16 protein-coding genes are annotated in these 22120 nt (G+C 67.0%); 8 read left to right on the forward strand and 8 right to left on the reverse strand.

Translation table 11 applies throughout. The annotated features are described in order from the left end of the window. The first annotated feature begins 67 nt into the window (after positions 1-67). Both sfsA and DESPIGER_RS08835 read left to right on the forward strand, forming a co-directional pair. Positions 68-856 carry a DNA/RNA nuclease SfsA gene (gene sfsA / locus DESPIGER_RS08830; RefSeq protein WP_083575351.1) on the forward strand — a complete coding sequence of 263 codons (789 nt, stop codon included), beginning with the start codon at positions 68-70 and terminating at the stop codon, positions 854-856. 266 nt (positions 857-1122) lie between these two features. Then, on the forward strand, positions 1123-2403 hold the full coding sequence (locus tag DESPIGER_RS08835) for a phenylacetate--CoA ligase family protein (protein ID WP_072335708.1): 1281 nt from the start codon (positions 1123-1125) through the stop codon (positions 2401-2403). Between the two features lie 124 nt (positions 2404-2527). Here the strand turns inward: DESPIGER_RS08835 and DESPIGER_RS08840 are convergent, their stop codons facing one another. The 4 genes from DESPIGER_RS08840 to DESPIGER_RS08855 are packed head-to-tail and all read right to left on the reverse strand — an operon-like array spanning position 2528 to position 5909. After that, a complete protein-coding gene (locus tag DESPIGER_RS08840; RefSeq protein ID WP_072335711.1) occupies positions 2528-3856 on the reverse strand; it encodes a histone deacetylase in 1329 nt (442 codons plus the stop codon). Next, the gene (locus tag DESPIGER_RS08845; RefSeq protein ID WP_072335714.1) at positions 3849-4193 is read right to left on the reverse strand and encodes a hypothetical protein; all 345 of its coding nucleotides are present in this window, start codon (positions 4191-4193) and stop codon (positions 3849-3851) included. The genes DESPIGER_RS08840 and DESPIGER_RS08845 overlap by 8 nt, the downstream gene beginning before the upstream one ends. Positions 4194-4210: 17 nt before the next feature. Beyond that, on the reverse strand, positions 4211-4864 hold the full coding sequence (gene tmk, locus DESPIGER_RS08850) for a dTMP kinase (RefSeq protein ID WP_072335717.1): 654 nt from the start codon (positions 4862-4864) through the stop codon (positions 4211-4213). A gap of 7 nt (positions 4865-4871) precedes the next feature. Then, a complete protein-coding gene (locus DESPIGER_RS08855; protein ID WP_072335721.1) occupies positions 4872-5909 on the reverse strand; it encodes a 3'-5' exoribonuclease YhaM family protein in 1038 nt (345 codons plus the stop codon). A 123-nt stretch (positions 5910-6032) separates the two neighbouring features. Here DESPIGER_RS08855 and surE point away from each other — a divergent pair, with 123 nt between their 5' ends. From surE to gap, 3 genes are all read left to right on the forward strand, one after another. Then, the gene (gene surE, locus DESPIGER_RS08860; protein WP_072335724.1) at positions 6033-6791 is read left to right on the forward strand and encodes a 5'/3'-nucleotidase SurE; all 759 of its coding nucleotides are present in this window, start codon (positions 6033-6035) and stop codon (positions 6789-6791) included. A 269-nt stretch (positions 6792-7060) separates the two neighbouring features. Continuing rightward, a complete protein-coding gene (gene fba / locus DESPIGER_RS08865; RefSeq protein ID WP_072335727.1) occupies positions 7061-7987 on the forward strand; it encodes a class II fructose-1,6-bisphosphate aldolase in 927 nt (308 codons plus the stop codon). A 68-nt stretch (positions 7988-8055) separates the two neighbouring features. Beyond that, the gene (gap, locus tag DESPIGER_RS08870; RefSeq protein WP_072335730.1) at positions 8056-9057 is read left to right on the forward strand and encodes a type I glyceraldehyde-3-phosphate dehydrogenase; all 1002 of its coding nucleotides are present in this window, start codon (positions 8056-8058) and stop codon (positions 9055-9057) included. Positions 9058-9140: 83 nt separating this feature from the next. On the opposite strand, the gene DESPIGER_RS08875 is transcribed toward gap, so the two are convergent. From DESPIGER_RS08875 to DESPIGER_RS08890, 4 genes are all read right to left on the reverse strand, one after another. Beyond that, positions 9141-10175 (reverse strand): PGN_0703 family putative restriction endonuclease, encoded by a 1035-nt coding sequence (locus tag DESPIGER_RS08875; RefSeq protein WP_072335733.1) that lies wholly within the window; start codon positions 10173-10175, stop codon positions 9141-9143. A 309-nt stretch (positions 10176-10484) separates the two neighbouring features. After that, positions 10485-12788, reverse strand: a complete 2304-nt coding sequence (locus DESPIGER_RS08880; RefSeq protein ID WP_072335736.1) for a hydratase — start codon at positions 12786-12788, stop codon at positions 10485-10487. Between the two features lie 409 nt (positions 12789-13197). Beyond that, on the reverse strand, positions 13198-15024 hold the full coding sequence (gene glmS, locus DESPIGER_RS08885; protein WP_072335739.1) for a glutamine--fructose-6-phosphate transaminase (isomerizing): 1827 nt from the start codon (positions 15022-15024) through the stop codon (positions 13198-13200). A 626-nt stretch (positions 15025-15650) separates the two neighbouring features. Then, positions 15651-17603: a SurA N-terminal domain-containing protein gene (locus DESPIGER_RS08890; RefSeq protein WP_072335742.1), complete on the reverse strand. Its 1953-nt coding sequence runs from the start codon at positions 17601-17603 to the stop codon at positions 15651-15653. A 154-nt stretch (positions 17604-17757) separates the two neighbouring features. Here DESPIGER_RS08890 and larB point away from each other — a divergent pair, with 154 nt between their 5' ends. From larB to DESPIGER_RS08905, 3 genes are all read left to right on the forward strand, one after another. Next, complete coding sequence (gene larB, locus DESPIGER_RS08895) at positions 17758-18534, forward strand: nickel pincer cofactor biosynthesis protein LarB (RefSeq protein ID WP_083575352.1); 777 nt, start codon at positions 17758-17760, stop codon at positions 18532-18534. A gap of 340 nt (positions 18535-18874) precedes the next feature. Then, the gene (locus DESPIGER_RS08900) at positions 18875-19276 is read left to right on the forward strand and encodes a type III secretion system chaperone (protein WP_072335746.1); all 402 of its coding nucleotides are present in this window, start codon (positions 18875-18877) and stop codon (positions 19274-19276) included. A 236-nt stretch (positions 19277-19512) separates the two neighbouring features. Beyond that, entirely contained in the window at positions 19513-22053 is a 2541-nt protein-coding gene (locus DESPIGER_RS08905; protein ID WP_156831677.1) for a hypothetical protein, read from the forward strand. The last annotated feature ends 67 nt before the right edge of the window (positions 22054-22120 follow it).

The following is a 22120-nucleotide window of genomic DNA, read 5'->3' on the forward strand; positions in this document are numbered from 1 at the left end:
CAAGTTCATATCTGACTGTAAACGAGGGGCGCTCCCCGTGCCCCGGATGCCTTTTCGAGGACGGTTCATGGAAAAATCACCGTTGCTGCCCCTTCCCCCGGGCTGTGTGGTGGGGCGTTTCATCAGGCGCTACAAGCGCTTCAGTGTGGAGATGCTGCTGGACGGGCGGAACGTCTGGGTGCACAGCAACAACTCCGGCAGCATGCTGGGCCTGACCCAGGCCGGCGTGCCCCTGCTGGCTTCGCCCGCGGCCAGTCCGGCGCGCAAGCTGCCCTATACGCAGGAAGCCGTCTGGCTGGCCCAACGGGCCGTACCGCCCCTGCCCGGCGGAACGGCTGGAGCGGACGGGCCCGCCCCGGGCCGGGGCTTTTGGGTGGGCGTCAACACCAGCGTGCCCAACCGCATGATAGAGGCCGCCTTCCATGCCGGACGGCTGGACTTTGCCGCCGGATACACGCAATGCCGCCGGGAGGCCAGACGGGGCGAGAGCCGCCTGGACGCCTGCCTCACCGGGCCGGATCTGCCGCCGTTGTGGGTGGAGTGCAAGAACGTGACCATGGTGGAGGACGGCGTGGCCTGCTTTCCCGATGCGGCCACGGAGCGCGGCCGGAAGCATCTGCGCGAGCTCATGGACATCGTGCGCTGCGGCGAGCGCGCGGCCATGTTCTACCTGGTGCAGCGCCCGGACGGCCACTGTTTCGGCCCGGCGGACGTGGTGGACCCCGCCTACGCGGCCCTGTTCTATGCGGCGCTGGATGCCGGGGTGGAGGTCTTTCCCTACCGCGCCTCGGTGAGCCCCGCCGGTATCGACCTGGAGGGCCTGCTGCCCGTGGCGCCCCGTCCCGCCGGGCTGTGACGTCCTCCTGTCGGGGGAAGGGGCGCTTTCATATGGCGCACCCGACAGAGCGTGAGCGCCCGTCCCCCCTGTTGCCCATCGGGACAAAAACGCGCACAATGGCGGGCGGCAAGCTGTGGCAGGTGCCGCGGGCCGTTCCCGGCCGGAAGGAGCATCCGCCGCCCTGCCGTTCCCGGCACAGGGCAGGGAACGCCTTGCGGCGATGTGTCCCGGCGGCTCCCTGCGGTGCCTGTTGCCACGGTCCATGATCTCAAGGAGACAGTTCCATGACCCATCGTTTCATCCCCCGGCTTTCTCCCGAAGAGATCGCCCGCCAGCAGCTGGAAGGCCTGCGTTTCACCGTGCGCCAGGCTTTCAGGTCCCCCCAGTACCGCAAACGTCTGGAAGCGTGCGGCGTCACGCCCGACGACATCACCTCGCTGGACGATCTGCGCCGTCTGCCCACCGTGGACGTGGAAGACCTGCGCGAAGGCTACCCCCTGCCCCTGCTCTGCGTGCCCGAAGAGGACGTGGTGCGCATCCACGCCTCCAGCGGCACCACGGGCAAGCGCAAGATCCTGGCCTACACGGCCAATGACGTGGACACGTTCACCCTGCAGATGGCCCGCTGCTACGAGATGGCGGGCCTGACCCCCCTGGACCGCATGCAGGTGGCCGTGGGCTACGGCCTGTGGACGGCCGGTGCGGGCTTCCAGCTGGGCAGCGAGCGCTTCGGCATGCTCACCATCCCCGTGGGCCCCGGCAACCTCGAAATGCATTTGCAGCTTTTGCGCGACATGGGCACCACCTGTTTCGGCGCCACGGCCTCCATGGCCCTGCTGCTGGCCGAAGAAGTGGAGCGCGCCGGTATCCGCGACAAGCTCAGGCTGCGCAAGGTCATCTGCGGCTCGGAAATCCGCAGCGAAAAGATGCGCCTGGCCATCGAGAGCAAGCTGGGCCTGGAAAGCAGCTATGACATCGCGGGCATGACCGAGATGTACGGCCCCGGGACGGCCATCGACTGCGACGAGCACAACGGCCTGCACTACTGGGCCGACCTGTTCATCATCGAGATCCTCGATCCCGAGACCCTGCAGCCCGTGCCCGAAGGCGAAGTGGGCGAGATGGTGGTCACCAGCCTGCGCAAGGAGGCCGTGCCCCTGCTGCGCTACCGCACCCACGACCTTTCCCGCCTGCTGCCCGGCGACTGTCCCTGCGGCCTCAGCATGCCCCGCCATGACCGCATCCTCGGCCGTTCCGACGACATGATCATCTACCGCGGCGTCAACATCTATCCCGGCCAGATCATGGACGTCATCGGCGCCTTCCCCGAACTGGGCGGCGAATACCATGTGGAGCTGACCCGCGACGACCGGGCGCTGGACCACATGACCCTGACCGTGGAACGCGCCCAGGGCGTCACCTCCGGCGGCGACGCCCAGCTGGCGGCCGCGCTGGAACAGCGCCTGCACAAGGCCCTGCTGGCCCGCGTGGCCGTAAAGCTTGCCGATCCCGCCAGCCTGCCCCGTACCTTCAGCAAGTCCAAGCGCGTCACCGATTTGCGCTAGGGAGCGCGTTATTTTAGTTTTTTAGTTGTGTTAGAGGAAAAAAGGGGCGCCCTTATAAGGGGCGCCCCTTTTTTCCTCCGAAATTGCACCGGGCAGCACCCGGCGATAGGCATCGTTTCGCGATCTATCTCAGCGCGGCGTCACCGTCCAGTACCAGCACATGGGCGTGGAGACCGGCCTTGCGGGCCGCCGCGGCGCGGGCCTCGGCCTCGGCGCGGCAGCGGGGGCAGGCGTGGCGGGGGATGAGCAGGCACAGGGAGCGGGCCACGCGCTCGGAGCTTGTCTCGAAGCAGCCCAGGCCGGAGCAGTCCGGGCACAGGCGCCAGCTCTCGCGCTGGCTCTCGCGCAACATGTCCGTATCGTAGAAGACATGCTTGCGCCGCGTCCACCAGCCGTGCTCTTCCTCGCCTTCCTGCGGCACCGACGGCGGGTCGTGATAGAGCTCCAGCAGGCCGTCGCAGAGGCGGGCGATGTAGTCGCTGATCTTCTGTTTCTGGCGGGTGCTCTCGGGCCGCCACCGGGGCTCGCGGATGTCGCCCGCGTCCAGGCCGGCCAGCGCCAGGCAGATGCCCAGGTTCACATAGGGCAGGGCGCCGCGGATGGCGTAGCCGCCTTCCAGCACGGCGATGTCCGGGTCAAGGGCGCGGTTGAGGGCCGCGTAGCCCTGGGCCGAGAGCTTCATGTTGGCCAGCGGATCCGTGAAGTGGTTGTCCTGCCCGGCGGAGTTGATGACCAGATCGGGCTTGAAGTCCGCCAGCATGGGCAGCACGGCGTGCTCGATGGCGTAGAGGTAGCCCTCGTCCGAGGTCTCGGGCGGCAGGGGGATGTTGATGGTGCGGCCCAGCGCGCCCGGCCCGCCGCATTCCTGCGGGAAGCCCGTGCCCGGATAGAGGGTGCGGCCGTCCTGGTGCAGGGAGATGAACAGGGTGTGCGGGTCGTTCCAGAAGATGTCCTGGCTGCCGTCGCCGTGGTGCACGTCCGTATCCACGATGGCGATGCGCAGGGGCCGCCCCGTGGGATGCGGATAGTGGTCGCGGATGTATTCCACCATCACGGCTTCGTTGTTGATGTTGCAGAAACCGCGGTTGCCGTGGGTCACGCGCATGGCGTGGTGGCCCGGGGGACGCACCAGGGCAAAGGCCTTGTCTTCCTTCTTCTCCATGACCAGACGGGCGGCCGTGATGGCTCCGCCCGCCGAGGCCCGGTGCGAATCCGTGACCACGGCGCCGGTGGAGGGTAGGCAGAAGTGCACGCGCTCCACCTGGGCATCGGTGGCGAGCTCCGGGCGGTACTCGGTGATGCCGGGGATGTCGAACAGGCCTTCTTCCGCCAGCTGGTCACGGGTGTAGAGCAGGCGCTCCTCACGCTCGGGATGGGTGGCGGAGATGGCCCAGTCGAAGGCGGGGAAAAAGACCACGCCCAGCCGGTTGCGGGCTCTCAGGGGATCAGTCATCGTCGTCCAGCATGTTTTCGGCAAAGATGTCGGCGCCGTAGCGCGCATAGGAGATCATCTTGCCCAGGCGGCCCAGGGCCACGGCATAGGCAAGGTTGGTCTCGGCCACGGCCGCGAAGAGCAGGCCGTTGTCGTCTTCCACCACGAAGACGCCGCCGGGCTTCCGCTCATGGCGGAAGACCACGCAGTGCAGCAGCCCGGGATCCCCCAGGCGGGAAACGAAGCCGCAGCCGGGCAGGGGGCTCTCGTCCAGCACGGCCTGCTCCAGGGCGGCATCGGTGCGGGGCAGGAAGCGCAGGCGGCCTTCCTCGGCGGTGACGGTATACAGTTCGCTCATGGCACTATCCTTACGTCTTATTCCAGCCCGCTGCCGCGCTGCTTCAAATGCCGCTCCACGGCGGAGAGGCATTGCAGCACCACGTCCTCGGGCGGTTGCGATGCGTCGATGATGGCGATGCGGTCGGGCTCTTCGGCCGCGATGGCCAGATAGCCCTGGCGCACGCGTTCGTGGAAATTGAGGCTCTCGCCGTCGAAGCGGCCTTCGGAGAGCACCGTGCCCTCGCGCCGGTTGCGCAGGCCCGCGCGCTCCAGCCCCGCGGACACGGGCAGGTCGCAGAGCAGGGTCAGATCCGGTTGCAGGCCGCCGGTGGCCAGATCGTTGGCCCGGCGCAGGCGGTCGGGGTCGCGGCCGCGGCCGTAGCCCTGGTAGGCCAGGGTGGAGTCGGTGTAGCGGTCGCAGATGACGATCTGCCCGGCTTCCAGGGCCGGACGGATGATCTCGGCCACATGCTGGGCCCGGTCGGCCAAAAAGAGATAGAGCTCGGCCCGGTTGCACAGGCCGGAATTGCGGGCGTCCAGCAGGATGGGACGCAGGGCGCGCCCCAGGCCGCAGCCGCCCGGTTCGCGGGTCAGCAGCACGTCATGGCCGCGCTTTTCCAGCTCCTGGGCCAGCAGTTGCCGGGCCGTGGTCTTGCCGGAACCTTCTATGCCTTCGAATGTGATGAACATGGCAGCCTCACAGCAGGGAGAGCATCCCGTCATCCCCGGGATTTTTCCGGGAAGCGCGGGACTTCTTTTCGACTTTTTCTTCCACCGGCGTCCGCGCGCAGCGGTGCATGGCCCGGCCCAGAGTGGCCTGATAGGGCGTCCAGCTCTCGCCTTCGCCCAGCTGGGCGAACAGGCCCCGGCACTGGGCCATCTTAGCGTCGATGTTGTCCGCATAGTGCAGCGCCAGGGCCTCGGCGGTCTGCGGCACGCGCACGGCCCCGAACTCCAGCGTGCCGTGGTGGCTCAGCACCAGATGCTTGAGATGGCGCTGCAATTCGGGCTCCAGCCCCGACTTTTCCAGATAGGGGGCCAGCATCTCCACGCAGATCTCCAGGTGCCCCAGCAGGCGGCCCTCGTCGGTATAATCGTTGGCGATGCCGCCGGAAAATTCGCGGATCTTGCCGAAGTCGTGGAACAGGGCCCCGGCCAGCAGGGTCTGGCGGTCCAGCTCGGGATACTGGTCGGCCAGGCGGCGGCAGAGCTTGAAGACGCCCAGGGTATGTTCCAGCAGGCCGCCCGCGTAGGCGTGGTGCACGCCCTTGGCCGCCGGGCAGGTGCGGAAGGCCTCGCGCAGCGCCTCATTTTTGAACACGCCGTCCACCAGCCTGCGCCAGGGCTTGTGGCGGAACTCCTCGCGGACCAGGGCCATGAGCTCGTCCATCATGGCATCCAGCGGGTAGGGGCTGGCGGGCATGAAGTCGGCCAGGTCCAGGGCGGCGCCTTCTTCCGGCGTGAGCAGGCGGCCTTCCTCCACCGTGAACTGGAGCTGGTCGCGGAAGGTGCTCACCCGGCCGTGGGCGTAGAAGAAGACGCCCGTGCGCAGGACGGGAAAAGAGGCGCTCAGGGGCGACCAGATCTTGGCCTCCACGCTGCCGCTGGCGTCGGCCAGCACGAGCCGCCAGTAAGGTCCGTTGCGCGAGCTGCCCTGCGCGGCCAGGGTGATGACGAAGATGCCCTCCGCCTCGTTGGGGGCCGTCATGTCTTTGACGAAGATGCCTTTTTGCATATATCCTGACTCTGCGGCCACGGACCGCCTGTCTTGCATGTTCCTGAGGTTCCCGGGCATCCCCGCGGATCCGCGGGGGCCTGTTTATCCGTAAAGATTCCCTTGTTTCAGAGGTATTGTCAAATGCGAGTGCTCCTGACCAACGACGACGGCATCCGGGCCGAGGGCCTGCGTGCCATGTACCGGGCCCTGCGCGAAGCCGGGCATACCGTGCATGTGGTGGCGCCCATGCACGAACAGTCCGGCGTGGGCCATTCCCTGACCTTTTTCGACCCCCTGCGTGCCCACAAGATCGAGGAGCCCGACTTCGAAGGTCTGGGCCTGTACGGCACCCCCACGGACTGCGTGAAGCTGGCCCTGGGCAACCTGCTGAAAAAACGGCCCGACATGGTCATCTCGGGCATCAACGCGGGCAGCAACGTGGGCCCGGACATCCTCTATTCCGGCACCGTGGGCGCGGCCACCGAAGCCGCCCACGAAGACCTGCCCAGCATGGCGCTCTCCTGCGATGTCGGCGGCGGCACCCCGGACATGGAGGCCATCGCCCGCCACGCCGTGGAGCTGGCCGCGCGCATCGACTGGAAAAAAGTGCCCCATCGCCGCGTCATCAACGTCAACTATCCCCGCGGCCCGCTCTCCGAGGCCAAGGGCCTGCGCATCTGCCCGCAGACCAGCGCCGTGTGGAAGAACGCCTACGCCGAACGCAAGGACCCGCGCGGCGAACCCTACTGGTGGCTGGAAGGCGAGATCCCGCCGCACACCATCAATGCCGGTTCGGACAAGGACCTGCTCAACCGCGGCTACATCACCGTGACGCCCCTGCGTTTCGAGTTCACGGACCACGAGAGCCTGCGCAGCCTGGAGGACATGCTGCTTTCCTGACCATACGGCCCCTGCGGGTGCCGATTTTATGAATTTTTCCACAACAGCCCCAAAGTCATTTCCCTTTGGGGCTTTTTTTTGTACAATGAATTGCTTCGTTGCGGCTGCCCGGCAGCAGTCCCTCCGGCACGCATCCCTGCCGGATCCCACGGCGGCCGCCGATACAGCAGACAGGCCGGCCGGACAGGCATTCCTGTCCGCCTTCCCATTTCATCCCACGCGCGCACGGTGCGCGCCGTGTCGTATCGCACGTGGTGCAGGAGGAATCCATGCCGCTTATCGGGCCTAAGGAAATGTTCGCCGCCGCTTATGCGGGCCGGTATGCTGTGGGCGCGTTCAACGTCAACAACATGGAAATCGTGCAGGGCATCATGCAGGCCGCCTCGGAGGAAAAATCCCCCGTGATCCTTCAGGTCTCCTCGGGCGCGCGCAGCTATGCCGGGCAGAAATACCTCATGAAGCTGGTGGAGGCCGCCCTGGCCGAGGATCCGTCCGTGCCCGTGGTGGTGCACCTGGACCACGGCTCCAGCTTCGAGCTGTGCCGCGACTGCATCGACGGCGGCTTCACCTCCGTGATGATCGACGGCTCGCACCTGCCCTATGAAGAAAACATCGCCCTGACCAGGCAGGTGGTGGAATACGCCCACCCGCGCGGCATCTGGGTGGAGGCCGAACTGGGCAAGCTGGCCGGGGTGGAAGAGCATGTGAGCAATGCCGACCATGTGTACACCGACCCCGCCCAGGCCGTGGACTTTGTGGAACGCACGGGCTGCGACTCCCTGGCCGTGGCCATCGGCACCAGCCACGGGGCCTACAAGTTCAAGGGCGAAGCCAGGCTGGACTTCGACCGCCTGGAAGAGATCGGCAAGCGCCTGCCCGGCTATCCGCTGGTGCTGCACGGCGCCTCCAGCGTGCCCCAGGAATTCGTGGAGGCCTGCAACAGGTTCGGCGGCCAGGTGGGCGGCGCCCGCGGCGTGCCGGAAGACATGCTGCGCAAGGCGGCCGGCATGGGCGTGTGCAAGATCAACGTGGATACCGACATCCGTCTGGCCGTGACCGCCTCCATCCGCCAGTATCTGGCGGAACACCCCGAAGCCTTCGACCCCCGCGCGTACCTGAAGCCCGCGCGACAGGCCGTCAAGGATATGGTCGCCCACAAGATCCGCAACGTCATGGGATCTTCCGGCAAGGCCTAGACCAGTCTTTCACGCCGCCTCCATCGGGGAGGCGGCGTTTTCATCTCTCTCGCGTGAAGGAGCGCAACATGTCCGTATCTTTGGGGATGAACGGCTTTGGCCGCATCGGTCGCTATCTGCTGCGTCTGCTGGCTGATTCGGAAGACATCCGCATCACCGCCATCAACGCCCGCGCCGACAATGCTTCGCTGGCCCACCTTTTCAAATACGACTCGGTGTACGGCATTTTCCCCGGCACCGTCGACCATGACGACAACGGCATCATCATCAACGGCCGCCATATCGAAGTCACCCGCTGCAAGACCGGTGAATGGGAATGGGCCCGCCTCGGCATCGACATCGCCGTGGAGACCACCGGTACCCTGAAAAAACGCGAAGATGCCGCCCAGCACCTGCAGTGCGGCGCCAAAAAGGTCGTGGTCTCGGCCCCCTGCAAGGAAGCCGACGCCACCATCGTCATGGGCGTCAATGACGGCATCTACGATGCCGCCGCCCATACCGTGATTTCCGCCGCCTCCTGTACCACCAACTGTCTGGCCCCGGTGGCCAAGGTCCTCAACGACGCCTTCGGCATCCGCCACGGCCTGATGACCACCATCCACTCCTACACCATGAGCCAGCGCATCCTGGACGGCTCCCACAAGGACCTGCGCCGCGCCCGCGCCGCCTGCGTGTCCATGATCCCCACCTCCACCGGTGCCGCCAAGGCCCTGGCCCTGGTGGTGCCCGAACTGAAAGGCAAGCTGGACGGCATGGCCGTGCGCGTGCCCACCCCCGACATCTCCCTGGTGGACCTGACCTGCGAGCTGGAAAAGCCCGCCACCGCCGAAGAGATCAACGCCGCCCTCAAGGCCGCCCATGACGGCGCCCTGCACGACAATATGGGCTACTGCGACGAGCCCCTGGTCTCCATCGACTTCAAGGGCAGCACCTACGGCGGTGTCGTTGACGCCCTGTCCACCCAGGTCATGGACGGCACCATGGCCAAGCTCATCATCTGGTACGACAATGAATCCGGCTTCACCAACCAGCTGGCCCGCCTGCTGCGCAAGGTGGCCGCCAGCCTGTAAGGCTGCCGCACAGCAACGGATACGACAAGGACGGCCCTCGCGGACCGTCCTTTTTTCATGCCCGGCGGCCCGTACCCCGATGATTATGAACAGGAGCGCCCGTCCTGCCAGTAACGGCGGCAAAGATAGTCCAGCAGCCGGGCATAGTCCGGCTGCGTCGTCAACGGATGCAGCAACTCCCCGGGCGCAAGGAAGAGTGCGGGTTCCCGGACAAGTGCGTTCCAGGCCCCGGCAAGATCCCCCTGTCGCCCTGCGATGCCCGCACAGCCTGAACGAAGGGCCGTATTGCCGTGCGGGATGACCACGATATGCGTGAACGACGTGGCCTGTCCGTTGCGGGACGGGTCCTGCGTCATCTTCCAGCCCAGCAGGGTCTGGCGCATGAGCTGGTAATACGGCTCGATCAAAAGCTCCTTGAAAAACGTGGTGTCCACGTCACTGTTGCAGAAAGTGAAGGGACTGCCGTCACGGGTGAAGAAACTCCTGTAACGCCAGAGCTGTGCATCCATCCCGCTGTCGGGATCCTTTTTGCGCCTGGAATGGTAATTTTCCGTATATTTCCATTCGATGAGGAACAGCCGGATGTTCCCCCGGGCATCCCGTCCTTTCATGACCGCATCCACGGATGTGGCGTTGGCGCCCCGGGTCAGCGATCTGCCCCGCTGTTCCTCGTTGAGGTAACTTCCGCCCCCTGTGACCTCAAATTCCACGAACATGTCACGCGCGTGGATGCCCACAGGCAGGGCTTCCACCATATCCGGGTGCAGCTCCCGCAGCAGCAGCGTGGACGCCTTCCCGTCACGGCATAGCGGAAAAAGATGGTTGAGGCAGGCCACCTGCGAAGAAAGCAGATGCCCGGTGGGCAGGCTGCACACATGACCGACGACCACCTTTTCCCCGCCGGGATTCCAGAAGTGCACCGTGCCCTCCGCTCCCGGCAAATGGCCGTTGAAATAGAGCAGGACCTCTTCCCGTACAGAGGCCAGAAGATTTTTTTCAGGCGCCTGCAGGACGAACGGATAGACATTCCTCCCGTATTTCCCTCCACCGGGGTCCCCTTCGAACAGACTGGCAAGCTGTCGCAGATGATGTTCTTTCTGTGCTTCCCTGTATGTCATGATGCTCCCTCCATCCAGAAAAAAGAGGCGGGAGTTCCCCGTCTCGCAAGGGAGCTCCCGCCGTGGCGGCTGTCAGGCCGGGCAGCCGCAGGGGCCGCGGGGCCGCCCTCTGTCCGTGTTGGCATATGTGTGGGAAGGGCAGACAAGGGACGCGCCCCGGCGGCAGGAACCATAGTGCCCTGCGGACCTTCCAGCTGATGGAATCCTGGGGACGCCACGGAAAAACGGGGGGAACGCCGCCCACAGCAAAAGGGGCCTCCCGGTGAGGCCCCTTTCCAGATGGCGACGCGGCGGTCGTGTACCGCAGCGTTACTTGTGGTTGTAGAAGTTGATGAGGCAGCCGTCCAGAATAATCTGGCGTTCGTCGGCGGTCAGATCGCCCAGGCGCAGTTCCACGGGCTCCACGGTCCCGGCAGCGCCCACCAGCCAGCCGGTGATGCCGGCGGCATCCTTCTCCACGGCGGTGCGGATGCCGGGCAGGACGAAGCAGTCCCCCACGCTGAGTTTCTGCGCCAGGGAGGCATCGGCCAGCAGGGGCAGCATGCCCCAGTTGATGAGATTGGAGCGGTAACGCTTGGTGGCGTATTCGGCGGCCACGTTGGCCCAGCCGCCCAGCACCTTCTGGCAGGAGGCGGCCTGCTCGCGGGCGGAACCGTCACCGGGCTTGAGGGCGAAGATGGTGGAACCGATGCCCGTGTCCTTCAGGCCGGAGCCCAGCACCGCGGCATAGACCTCGGGCTGCGCGGCCTTGAGGGGCGCCAGCAGGCCTTCCAGCTTCGCCAGCAGGGCGGCATCGGCGGGATCGGCCAGACGGGCCTTTTCCATGGCCTGCACGTCCTTGGCGCGGCCCACATAGGCGGGATCCTTGCGCGACAGGGTGAACTCGGAAAGCTTGAGCGGGTTGGAGCGCAGGGACGAGGTCTCGCCCGAGGGGATGAGTTCGTCGGTGGTGGTCACGGGGTCGGTGATGACCGAAGCCAGCGGCAGCACCAGGTTTTCCGGCAGGGGGCTCATGGACGGCCAGTCGGCGATGTTGGGGCCGCGCTTGAGTTCCGCGGCGGCATCGGCCTTGCCGAAGCCGTTGTAGACGCGGCGCTGGTAGATGCCCGCATCGAAGGTGTAGGTGGTGTCCACGGCCAGCGTGTCCCAGTCCAGTTCCGTGGCCGGGGTCAGGCGGCCGCCGTTGGCGGCGGTGGCGGCGATGGAGCGGGCGTCCATGAGGGCCACGGCCGAGATCTGGCCGTTGCCTGGCTTGGAGCCTTCGCGGTTGGGGAAGTTGCGGGTGGAGTGGCGGATGGACAGGGCGCCGTTGGCCGGCGTGTCGCCCGCGCCGAAGCAGGGACCGCAGAAGGCGTTCTTGATGACCGCACCGGCGGCCATGAGCTTGGCCGCTGCACCGTTGCGCACCAGAGCGATGGCCTGGGGTTCGCTGGCGGGGTAGACGGAGAGCGAGAACTCGCCGCAGCCGGTGCTCCGGCCGTCCAGGATGGAAGCGGCCATACAGCAGTTCTCGAACGAACCGCCCGCGCAACCGGCGATGATGCCCTGATCCACCCAGACGCCGCCGTCATGGATCTTGGCGCGCAGCTGCAGGCCTTCCCCGGCCTTGCCGAACTGCTTGCGGGCCTCTTCTTCCACGGCGGCGAACAGCTCGTCGGCATGGCGCACCACCTCGGCCACGGGATAGGCGTTGCTGGGATGGAAGGGCAGGGCCATCATGGGCTCGATGGTGGACAGGTCCACGCGGATGCAGCGGTCGAAGCAGGCGGGCTTGTCGTGGCGCAGCTCGGTGTAATCGTCGGCACGGCCGTGCAGGGCCAGGTAATCGCGCACCTTGTCGTCCGTGGTCCAGATGGAGGACAGGCAGGTGGTCTCGGTGGTCATGACGTCGATGCCGCAGCGGTATTCCACGGAAAGGCCCGCCACACCGGGACCGGCGAATTCCATGACCCGGTTCTTGACGAAGCCGTTCTTGAACACCGCGCCGATGAGGGCGATGGCGATGTCCTGCGGGCCCACGCCGGGACGGGGGGCGTTCTCCAGCCAGACCAGCACCACTTCGGGGCGGGCCACGTCATAGGTCTTGCCCAGCAGCTGCTTGACCAGCTCGGGGCCGCCTTCGCCCACGGCCATGGTGCCCAGGGCGCCGTAGCGGGTATGGCTGTCGGAACCCAGGATCATCTTGCCGCAACCGGCCATCATCTCGCGGGCGTACTGGTGGATGACCGCCAGATGGGGCGGCACGAAGATGCCGCCGTACTTGCGGGCGGCGGTCAGGCCGAAGAGGTGGTCGTCCTCATTGATGGTGCCGCCCACGGCGCACAGGCTGTTGTGGCAGTTGGTGAGCGCGTAGGGCATGGGGAAGCGTTCCAGGCCGCTGGCGCGGGCCGTCTGGATGATGCCCACATAGGTGATGTCGTGCGAGGCCAGGGCGTCAAAACGCAGGCGCAGGGTGGGGTCGTCCCCGGCAGTCGTGTTGTGGGCGGCCAGGATGTTCCAGGCCAGGGTATTTTGACGGGCAGCGGCGCAATCGATGCCGCGCGCCGCGGCTTCTTCCTGTTCCATCAGGGTGTTGCCCTGCACAATGACCGGTTTGTCGCTCAGTTGGATCATCTTGCTTCCTGCGTAGTCTGTGCTGTGCCGTGATGGCGATGAAAGGCAGGCCCGTCCTTTCCCGTCCACGGCGACGGGGCGATGCGCGGGCATCCGGCGGGCGTGAAATTTTGCACCAGAGACTATGCCACAGGCCAAAATGCTTTGGCAATGCCCGGAAGGGGCGCGTGCTTCTTTGGGGGAAGGCCCCCGTCCTCCTTCAAACGCGCTTTATCCTGAAGAGTGGCAGGCGACGCCGCACCTGTGATCTTTCTGTGCTGACGGCCCCAGCTGGACCCGCCCCGCCGGCAGGGGAAAAGTTCCCTTGAGCCCCGGGGCGGACGTCACCGGCGGGGGGCGCATGGGGCCGGACGCAAAAAAGGACGCCTCACGGCGTCCTTTTTCATATGTCAGGGAAGGAAGAGCGGACCTATTCCACGGTCACGCTCTTGGCCAGGTTGCGGGGCTGGTCCACGTCCTTGCCCAGATAATCGGCCATCTCGTAGCTGAACAGCTGCAGGGCGGGAAGGGCCATGAAACCGGCCAGGGGAGCGGGCAGGGCGGGGATCTCCCAGACATCGTCCACGGCCAGGTCCATGCCCGCATTGGTCAGGGCGATGACCTTGCCCTGACGGGCCTGCACTTCCACGATGTTGGATTTCACCTTGGGGAAGAGGGCATCGTCCAGAGCCAGGGCAAAGGTGGGGAAGGCCGGATCGATGAGGGCGATGGGGCCGTGCTTCATCTCGCCGGCGGCATAGCCTTCGGCGTGGATGTAGGAAAGCTCCTTGAGCTTGAGCGCCCCTTCCAGTGCCAGCGGGTAGCAGTGGCCGCGGCCCAGATAGAAGAAATTGCGGGCCTGGGCATAGGCACGGGCCAGCTGGCGGGCCTTTTCATGCATGGCGGGCAGGGCGGCATCCAGCTGGGAGGGCAGGGACTCCAGCAGGGCGATCTGGCGGGCGCGGGCCGCCGCGTCCATGATGCCCTGACGGCCGCCCCAGTACAGGGCCACCAGCGCCAGCATGAGCATCTGGCTGCACATGGCCTTGGTGGAGGCCACGCTGATCTCGGGCCCGGCCTGGGTGTAGATGACGGCCGAGGACTCGCGGGCGATGGACGAACCCACCACGTTGCACAGGCCCAGCACCGGCACGCCGTGTTCGCGGGCGATGCGCAGGGCGGCCAGGGTATCGGCGGTCTCGCCGCTCTGGCTGATGACCAGCACCATGTCGTCCTTGTCCAGGGGCAGGCTCTCGCGGTAGCGGAACTCGGAAGCGATCTCCAGCTGCACCGGCACCTTGGCCCAGGGCTCGATGAGGTGCCGCGCCCAGAGGCCGGAATGGTAGGACGTGCCGCAGGCCACGATATGCAAGCGGCGCGGCACGGGCAGGGCATCCAGCTCGGGCAGGAGCACCGTGTCACGGGCGGCATTGAGGCGGCCGCTCAGGCCGTCCACGATGACCTGGGGCTGCTCGAAGATCTCCTTGAGCATGAAGTGGCGGTAGCCGCCCTTCTGGGCCGCCTGCATGTCCCACTGGATGGTCTGGGGCTCGTGCTCCACCGGGGAGAGGTCGGCCAGGCGCAGGATCTCGTATTCGGTATTGGTGGCGTGCACGATCTCGCCGTCTTCCAGAAAGACCACCGTGCGCGTGTAGGGCAAAAAGGCCGGGATGTCCGACGCCACGAAGTGCTCGCCCGTGCCGATGCCGAAGATGAGCGGGGCGGACATGCGCGCGGCCCAGATCTCACCGGGGTATTCCCGGCTCATGAGGCAGACGGCATAGGCGCCGCGGGCCCGGCGCAGGGCCGCGGCAAAGGCCTTGAGCAGGTCGGGTTCCTGCGTGTGGCAGTCGGCGATGAGGTTGACCAGCACTTCCGTGTCGGTCTCGGAATGGAAGACATAGCCCTTTTGCAGCAGCTCTTCCTTCAGTTCCTGATAATTCTCGATGATGCCGTTATGCACGATGGCCAGACGGCCGTCATTGGAAGCATGGGGATGGGCGTTGCGCTCGGCGGGCACGCCGTGCGTGGCCCAGCGGGTATGGCCCATGGCGCAGGTGGCCAGGGAAACGGGCTCCTTGGCCAGCTTTTCCTCAAGGGCGGAGAGCTTGCCCTGGGCACGGGTGATGCACAGCTCGCCGCGCTGCACCCAGGCAACGCCCGCGGAATCATAACCGCGGTATTCAAGGCGCCGCAGGCCCTCGATGACCACAGGCACCGCCGGACGGTGCCCGGCATATCCGATAATGCCACACATGGTGACCTCCTATGCGATAAGGGATGGCGGAAAGGGGAGCTTTTTTCGAGGGGGGAAGGGAACCTTTTCCTGGCGGAAAAAAGGTTCCCTTCCCCCCTCAAACTCCCCCCATCCTTCCAAAAACCGCTCATATGCTGTTTTGCCCCACAGGGCAATCCCTGCCTACGGGACGCACCGCGCCCGAAAAAAAGCAGGGAGAAATGCCTCAGGGAACGACTATTTTGTCAGTAAAGCCCCGGCCCGGCAAGTATCCGCCAAAAGGGGAGGCCGGGAGGGCGGATACCCGCCCCTGCAGCCACGAAAAAAGAAAGCGTGGTCCACCCGGCATGGCCGCCCGGCAACGACTGTTCTGCCTTTCTGTTCCCGCAGGCTAAAAAAGGCAAACCGTCCGCGAGTGCTTATGGTCCCGTGACTTCGGGCCATGCCCGGCAATGTCATACAATAAAAAAGAGACTGCCTTTGCAGGCAGCCTCTGATGAACGTTTTTTTGGGGGGCTGGGGGAGGAAACCCCTTTTTGCCGCTAGCAGCGACCGAAGGCGGCTGCAGGGCCGTGCCCGTTGCGACGAAGGAAGCTGCGGGCATCGACAGCAAAGCAAGGGGTTTCCTCCCCCAACCGTTATCTTTCCTAGATACCGGCGCTTTCCAGCACGCGGCTGTTGTAGACTTCGATCTTGGCCTTCTGTTCCAGCATGCGCATGAAGGTCTGGTACATGCCTTCCACACGCTTGCGCTGCACCAGCTCGGTGAGCAGGTTTGCCATGCCGGCCCAGCCGTCGGCCTTGGGCTGTTCCACGGCGGTCACGCGGCAGAGCAGGGCACCACCCTTGCTGCTGTCGTCCTGCTCGTACACGCTGAAGGCCTGGTCTATCCAGGTCTGCGGCGCGGCGCGGAAGATGACCTGGTTCATGGCCGGGTTGGGCACGAAGCCGGCCAGGGCGCCGTCGCGGGTCAGGTCGGCGCTCCGCACGCGGGCGGCGTCTTCAGCGGGCAGCGTGCCGCCGGTCATGGCCTTGCGGATGGCGGTGGCCTTTTCCATGGCGGCCTGCAGGGACTTTTCCGCCACCAGGGCCTTCATGACGCGGTCGCGGGCCTGCTCCAGGCTGGGCGTGGTGGACGGCTCGGAGGCGAGCACCCGCACCACCAGATAACGGTCACCGGCTTCCAGGGCCGTGTCCACAGGAGAGTTGGCCGGGGCCTTCATCAGGCTGGCCGCCATCTCGTCGCTGACGCCCAGGGCCTTCTGCAGTTCGGCCTGGCCCACCAGACCGGTACGCTCGGCCTTGAGCAGGGGCTGTTCCCTGCCGTCGGCATCCTTGTAGCTGCCGGCGCGGGCCGCGCTTTCCTGCAGGGGACGGTTGTTGATGTTGTCACCGATCAGGCTGTCCAGCACGTCGTTGACCTTTTCCACGCCTTCCTGCTTGGCCAGGGTGGCGCGCACTTCGGCTTCCACGTCGGCAAAGGGCTGCACGCTGGCATCCTTGCGCTCTTCCATCTTGATGATGTGCAGGCCGAACTGGCTGCGCACGGGTTCGGAGATCTGGCCGGGCTGCAGGGCCCAGGCGGCATCCTCGAAAGGCTTCACGGTCTGGCCGCGCTGGATCCAGCCCAGCTCGCCGCCGGGACCGGCGGCATTGGGGCCGTTGTTGGCATCGGCCACGGCGGCGAAGTCGCCCTTTTCCGCCTCGCTGCGGATGCGGGCGGCCTTTTCCATGGCCTGCTTCACGGCCGCCTCGGAGGCGTTCTCCGCCAGGGGCACCAGGATGTGGGCCACCTTGACCTGTTCGGGCTGGCGGAAGCGCTGCTGGTTGGCTTCGTACCACTTGCGGGCGGCCCCGGCATCCACGCTCTCGGGACGCACCAGGGCCTCGGGCGCCACGGCCACGTATTCCACTTCCACGCGGGGCTGGCTGGCCAGCTCGGCCTTGTGGGCCTCGTACCAGGCGCTGATCTCTTCCCCGGTGGGCTTCACCGAAGCGGCAAAATCGGCCGCGGGCAGATAGAGGTATTCCACCGTGCGCTGCTGGGTGAGGAAATCATAGTACTTGCGGGCTTCATCACCGGCGGCCCAGGCGCTGCCGGCCACGGTGCGCATCACCTTGTCGCGCAGGATGCTGTCCGCCAGGCCCTGTTCGTATTCGGCCACGCTCATGCGCTGGGCTTCGATGGCACGCTTGTAGGCCCCGGGATCGAACTTGCCCTGGGCGTCCTGGAACGCGGGCAGCCTGGAGACCACATAATGCATCTCCTCAGGGCTCACGGTCATCCCCACGCGGGCGGCTTCCTGGCGGATCAGCTGGGCGCTGATGAGCTCGTTGAGCACCTGGCGGCCCAGCTTCTGCTGCACCAGGGCCTCACGGGTCAGGGAGGGATCGTTGCGCATGGCGTATTCGGCGGCCCGCTGGTAGGCCTGCTCGAACTGCTGGGCCGTGATGGGCTCACCGTTGACCTTGGCCACCACATTGCTGGAACCGCCGTCGGTCAGGCTGCCGACGCCCCAGAACATGAACACGAGGATGATGATGGCGAAGGCGACCTTGACGCCAAAGGACTGGGCATTGGAACGGATATAATCAAGCATGGGCACTCCGAAAAAAGGCACGGAATTTATTGCCCGCAGGAATCCGGGCAACGGGAAACTATAGGGGCATTCCGGCAGAAACTCAAGAAGGGCAGGAAAACGGCCCCTCCATCCCGCTGCTGACAAGCGCTGCCCTTTGCCCTATATGCAGGGGATGGATCATACCGCTATCGAATGCCTGCTGCAGGCCGTGGCCCGGGGGGACATCCCGCCGGAACAGGCCCTGCGGCATCTGGGAGACGCCACTGCGGCCGACAGCCTGCAGGGCCTGCATCTGGATCATGAACGCGCCCTGCGCACCGGCCTGGGCGAGGTCGTCTTCGCCCAGGGCAAGACCGACGGGGCCCTGGTGGGGGCCGTGCGCGGCCTCAGCCAGCACGGCGCCCCCGTGCTGGTCAGCCGCGCCTCGGAGGCGCAGGGGGCCCTGCTGCAACACGAATTCCCCACGGGCCGCTACTGGGCGTCATGCCGTCTCTTCTGCCTGGGGGGCGAGGGGCGGGACGTGCCGGAACTGGGCCCGCCGTGGCCCGGCAGGGGCGAGATCATGGTGGTCACGGCCGGGGCGGCCGACATCCCCGTGGGCGCCGAAGCCTACGGAGCGCTGCGCTTCTGGGGCCACGACTGCGGCTTCCTCACCGATGTGGGCGTGGCCGGTCTGCACCGCCTTGCCCCGCACATCCGGGATCTGCGCGCCGCCCGCCTCATCATCGCCGTGGCCGGCATGGAAGGCGCCCTGCCCGGCGTGCTGGCCGGTCTGGTGCCCTGCCCGGTGCTGGCCGTCCCCACCTCGGTGGGCTACGGCGTGGGCGCGGGCGGCATGGCCGCCCTCCACAGCATGCTCTGCTCCTGCGTGCCCGGCCTGGCCGTCCTCAATATAGATAACGGCTTCGGCGCCGCGGCCTTTGCCGCCAAATTGCTGCGCCACGCCTGATGCAGGCCCGGGGATGTGCGCAACATACGCAACATCCTGTTTTTAATAAAAAGAATAACTATCAGTACGTTCCTCTCCCTGACGGGAGGACAGCCTTCCCGGCAAAGGCGGCGGACCTGCCGTCCCGGCCGGGATGCCAACAGCGTTCACGGCAGCGGACGGACAGGACAGCGTTTTTCCCACCCCCGTTCCCACCCCTTCCGGCCCGGCTGCCCGGGTCGCCCGGCCCGTCGGGCCTTTCCTCTGTCAGGGGCCGCTGGCACTGTTGATGCATCTGCCCGCACAGGCATACGGACAGTCCGGGCAGAACCTTCATGACCTTCAACGACCGGAGCAGACCATGACACCGCACGAGATGCTGGACGCGCTTTCACGCCGGACCGGGGCAGCCCTGTCCTTCAACGGGGACGGCCTGTGCCGCCTGCGCTTTGACGGCCGCTTCATCGTGGACCTTGAAGTCGCGGACGAAGAGGACGCCATCTGGCTTTATGCCCGTCTGGGGCCGCTCCCGGCCGGGGAGCCGGGCAGGGCGCTGATGGAGCGGATGATGCGGGCCCACTGTCTGGGCCGGGAGAGCGGCAACACGCTCTTCGGTCTGGACGGCGAAGAGCTCATGGCCTTTGCCCGCGTGGCGGCGGCCGGGGCCGGTGAGGACACGCTCTTCACCGCGCTGGAAGATTTTCTGGATGTCCTGGCCCACTGGGCCGACGAGCTCCAGCAGGGCCGCTGGCCGGCGCCCTGACGCCGTGTTCCGGCGCCGGATGCCGGAGGGCCCCGGCCGGGGCTCCGCGTGCGGGTCGCGGGGCATCTTCCGGCGGGATCTCCGCTCAAGGGGCCGTGCGGGGCCCGGGACTCCGCGGATGGAAGCCGGACCAGAACCACAGGCAGCCGCAGGAAGCCCCACGGCTGTCTGCCCGGCAGCAGCGGCCGGGCCCGCCACACCACTGCCCGCCATCATCACGAAGAAAGGGGGACGCCATGCCAGGACCAGTGCAGGCACCGCAGACGCGCTACATCAGTCTTGATACGGATTTCGGCTATGACGCCCTGGGCGGCATGGGCCGTCTGGGCAGGCACAGCATGGAAGTGCTGGAGCCGGGCACACGGCAGACCGGCCGCATCCCGGGCCCGCCCAGGACGGTGGGGCGCTGGTTCGCCAAGCTGCTGGACAGCCTCACCCCGGCCAGCTGGCGTGCCCAGGGCAAGTTCCGTCGCGGGCTGGAAGACTTCAGCGCCCAAACGGGCAGGATCCTGGGCCATCTGCGCAATGCCGCTGCCGGTGCGCCCGACGATCCCCGGCGCCGGGAGGATCTGGAAGCGGCCCTGCGGGAGCTGGCCGGGCTGCGCCGGACAGCCCGCCCCATGACCAGCCGGGGCGCGGACTATGCCGGACTGCTCCAGACCCGTGTGCGCCGCAACATGGCCATCCTGCGCGAGGAAGACCCGCAGCGGGCCCAGGAGTTGCGGCAATTGCAGGCGAGCGGCCTGCTGGATGCGGTCATCGCCGACCTCGATGCCGGGCAGGCGGACATGGCCGCCGACCTGGCCCTGATCCGGGATGCCCTGCACACCGGCGCGGACGACATGGCCGCCCGCGTGGAGGCCCGGGCCACCGACCTGGGAACGGCTCCCGCCGCACCGCTCGATGTCACGGCGCCCCCAACGGCCCCGCAGCCCTACCGCTCCCGTTTCAGCCCCGCCGCCCTGCGGGACTTCTTCCTGGGCCGCTTGGACTTCAAGGCAGAAGCGCGGCAGGCCCTGCAGGAACGCCAGGCCACGCTGGCCCGTTTCACGGGCGAGGCCCGGGACACCCTGCAAGCGGCCCTGGAAGCCGTGGACGCCGTCCTGCAGGACAGGCTGGCGGCCGATGCGGACAGCTTTGCCCATGTCCAGCATCAGGTGGACGAACAGATGCGCCGGGCCATCCGCTGCGCCCTGGACGATGTCTGCGCGCTGGCCCTGCGTCATCTGGACACGTCGGAGAGCGCGGGACAGGAGGGGCAGGATTTCCGCCGCATCGACGCGGACTTCGTCCGGCAGGAACTGGCCGCCCTTGAACGCGGCCAGCGGCCCGCCACCGGGGACAGCGCCCCGGCGGATGCGGCCATCCCCGACGCGGACCCGTTCCGGCAGGGCATCCGGCAGGCACGCCGCCAGATACGGGACATCTCCCGCCTGTACGGCCAGCTGACCGAAGGTCTGGACGAGCTGGCGCAGCGGGACAGCCGCTGCCGGGCCTGCCTGCTGCTGCACGGGCTGGCCGAAACCGACCTGCCCCCGGACATGGACCGGCAGGAATGGGGCCGGGCCTGTGACACGCTCATCGAGGCCCTGCGCTCTCCCGCCACGGATGCCTGGGCCGTCAGGGACGCCCTGTCCGTCCTCGACCGGAGGACAGGAGATGACCGGATGTCGGAAGACGTGCGCCGGCGCTTCCAGGAAGGGCGGGCCGGTCTGCTGCGCCATCTCGAACCGGCCATGGACCGCCCCGTCTTCCAGCTGGCCGGGACAGGCCAGGCCCAAAGCCGCCTGGACGCCCTTGAACAGGCACGCGCCCTGCATCAGGTGGTGGGCCACGCGGGAGCGCTGTTGCAGCGTGCCCGGCTGCCGCAGGCGGACAGCCTCATCTCCCAGGGGCTCCAGATCAGCCGTCTGGCCCTGCGCCTGCGTACCGGCGGCCCGCGCGAGCCGGAACACCGGCAGCAGGCCGTCACGGAGCTGCGCACGTCCGTGGCCCGTTTCATGGCCAACCTGACCCTGGCCCGGATGCAGACCGAGAACCCCACCGTGCACAGCGCCCAGCCCGAAGCGCGGGGGCTGGACACCAGCGGCGCCCGGGAGGGCCTCGACCTGATGCGGCAGAGCGTGGAACGCATCCTGGACGGTCTGGCGGACCAGGAAGGCGGCGTGGTGGCACGCGCGGCCCTGCGGGACGGCCTGCGGCTGCTGGAAAAGGGCAGGGACGCGGCCGTGGCCTGCGGCAGGCTCCTTGACAACGCCATCCACAAGGAAACGCATGTGGCGGAACAGCTGGCCGTCTGCCTGGAATCCGGCCGGGACGATGCCGCCACGGCCCTGCACGGCCTGCTGGAAGGCGACCGCTGGACCAGGGGCAAGCACGGCGAGGCAAAGGCCGCCATCGACGCGTTCCTGGCGGCCCTGCGCCCTGTGCAGGAAAGCCGGGGACAGAGCCGGCTGCTGCGCTTCCTCGCCGACCGCCTGTCCGGAGCCTTCACCCCGCACGATGTCTACATGGGCTTCGACGGCAGCATCCACATGCTCATCAATACCGACAGACAGGGCCTTGGCGGCAGCCGGAAGCTCCAGGGCACCCGCTGGATCACCCTGCCGCCGCCGGACCAGCTCCGGCCGGGCGTCTCCACCGGCGTGCACCGCCTGGACCAGCTGCTGGACGCCGGGGACAACCGCACCGTCTTCTATCCGCAGCTCCACCAGCTGCTGACGCGCTATTTCTCCGGCATCCCCTATGATCTCAGTCTTCCCGGAGACGGGCAGTAACCGCATGAAACCGTCCCGGGGAAGACTTCCTCCCCGGGTTTCTGCCACCGTTGCGGCTACGGCCCCC

It is taken from the genome of Desulfovibrio piger (assembly GCF_900116045.1).
Taxonomy (GTDB): domain Bacteria; phylum Desulfobacterota; class Desulfovibrionia; order Desulfovibrionales; family Desulfovibrionaceae; genus Desulfovibrio; species Desulfovibrio piger_A.

Bases quoted from the DNA above. Each gene is read 5' to 3' on its own strand.
- sfsA (WP_083575351.1), top strand. From the start codon at position 68: ATGGAAAAATCACCGTTGCTGCCCCTTCCCCCGGGCTGTGTGGTGGGG.
- DESPIGER_RS08835 (WP_072335708.1), top strand. From the start codon at position 1,123: ATGACCCATCGTTTCATCCCCCGGCTTTCTCCCGAAGAGATCGCCCGC.
- DESPIGER_RS08840 (WP_072335711.1), bottom strand. From the start codon at position 3,856: ATGACTGATCCCCTGAGAGCCCGCAACCGGCTGGGCGTGGTCTTTTTC.
- DESPIGER_RS08845 (WP_072335714.1), bottom strand. From the start codon at position 4,193: ATGAGCGAACTGTATACCGTCACCGCCGAGGAAGGCCGCCTGCGCTTC.
- tmk (WP_072335717.1), bottom strand. From the start codon at position 4,864: ATGTTCATCACATTCGAAGGCATAGAAGGTTCCGGCAAGACCACGGCC.
- DESPIGER_RS08855 (WP_072335721.1), bottom strand. From the start codon at position 5,909: ATGCAAAAAGGCATCTTCGTCAAAGACATGACGGCCCCCAACGAGGCG.
- surE (WP_072335724.1), top strand. From the start codon at position 6,033: ATGCGAGTGCTCCTGACCAACGACGACGGCATCCGGGCCGAGGGCCTG.
- fba (WP_072335727.1), top strand. From the start codon at position 7,061: ATGCCGCTTATCGGGCCTAAGGAAATGTTCGCCGCCGCTTATGCGGGC.
- gap (WP_072335730.1), top strand. From the start codon at position 8,056: ATGTCCGTATCTTTGGGGATGAACGGCTTTGGCCGCATCGGTCGCTAT.
- DESPIGER_RS08875 (WP_072335733.1), bottom strand. From the start codon at position 10,175: ATGACATACAGGGAAGCACAGAAAGAACATCATCTGCGACAGCTTGCC.
- DESPIGER_RS08880 (WP_072335736.1), bottom strand. From the start codon at position 12,788: ATGATCCAACTGAGCGACAAACCGGTCATTGTGCAGGGCAACACCCTG.
- glmS (WP_072335739.1), bottom strand. From the start codon at position 15,024: ATGTGTGGCATTATCGGATATGCCGGGCACCGTCCGGCGGTGCCTGTG.
- DESPIGER_RS08890 (WP_072335742.1), bottom strand. From the start codon at position 17,603: ATGCTTGATTATATCCGTTCCAATGCCCAGTCCTTTGGCGTCAAGGTC.
- larB (WP_083575352.1), top strand. From the start codon at position 17,758: ATGGATCATACCGCTATCGAATGCCTGCTGCAGGCCGTGGCCCGGGGG.
- DESPIGER_RS08900 (WP_072335746.1), top strand. From the start codon at position 18,875: ATGACACCGCACGAGATGCTGGACGCGCTTTCACGCCGGACCGGGGCA.
- DESPIGER_RS08905 (WP_156831677.1), top strand. From the start codon at position 19,513: ATGCCAGGACCAGTGCAGGCACCGCAGACGCGCTACATCAGTCTTGAT.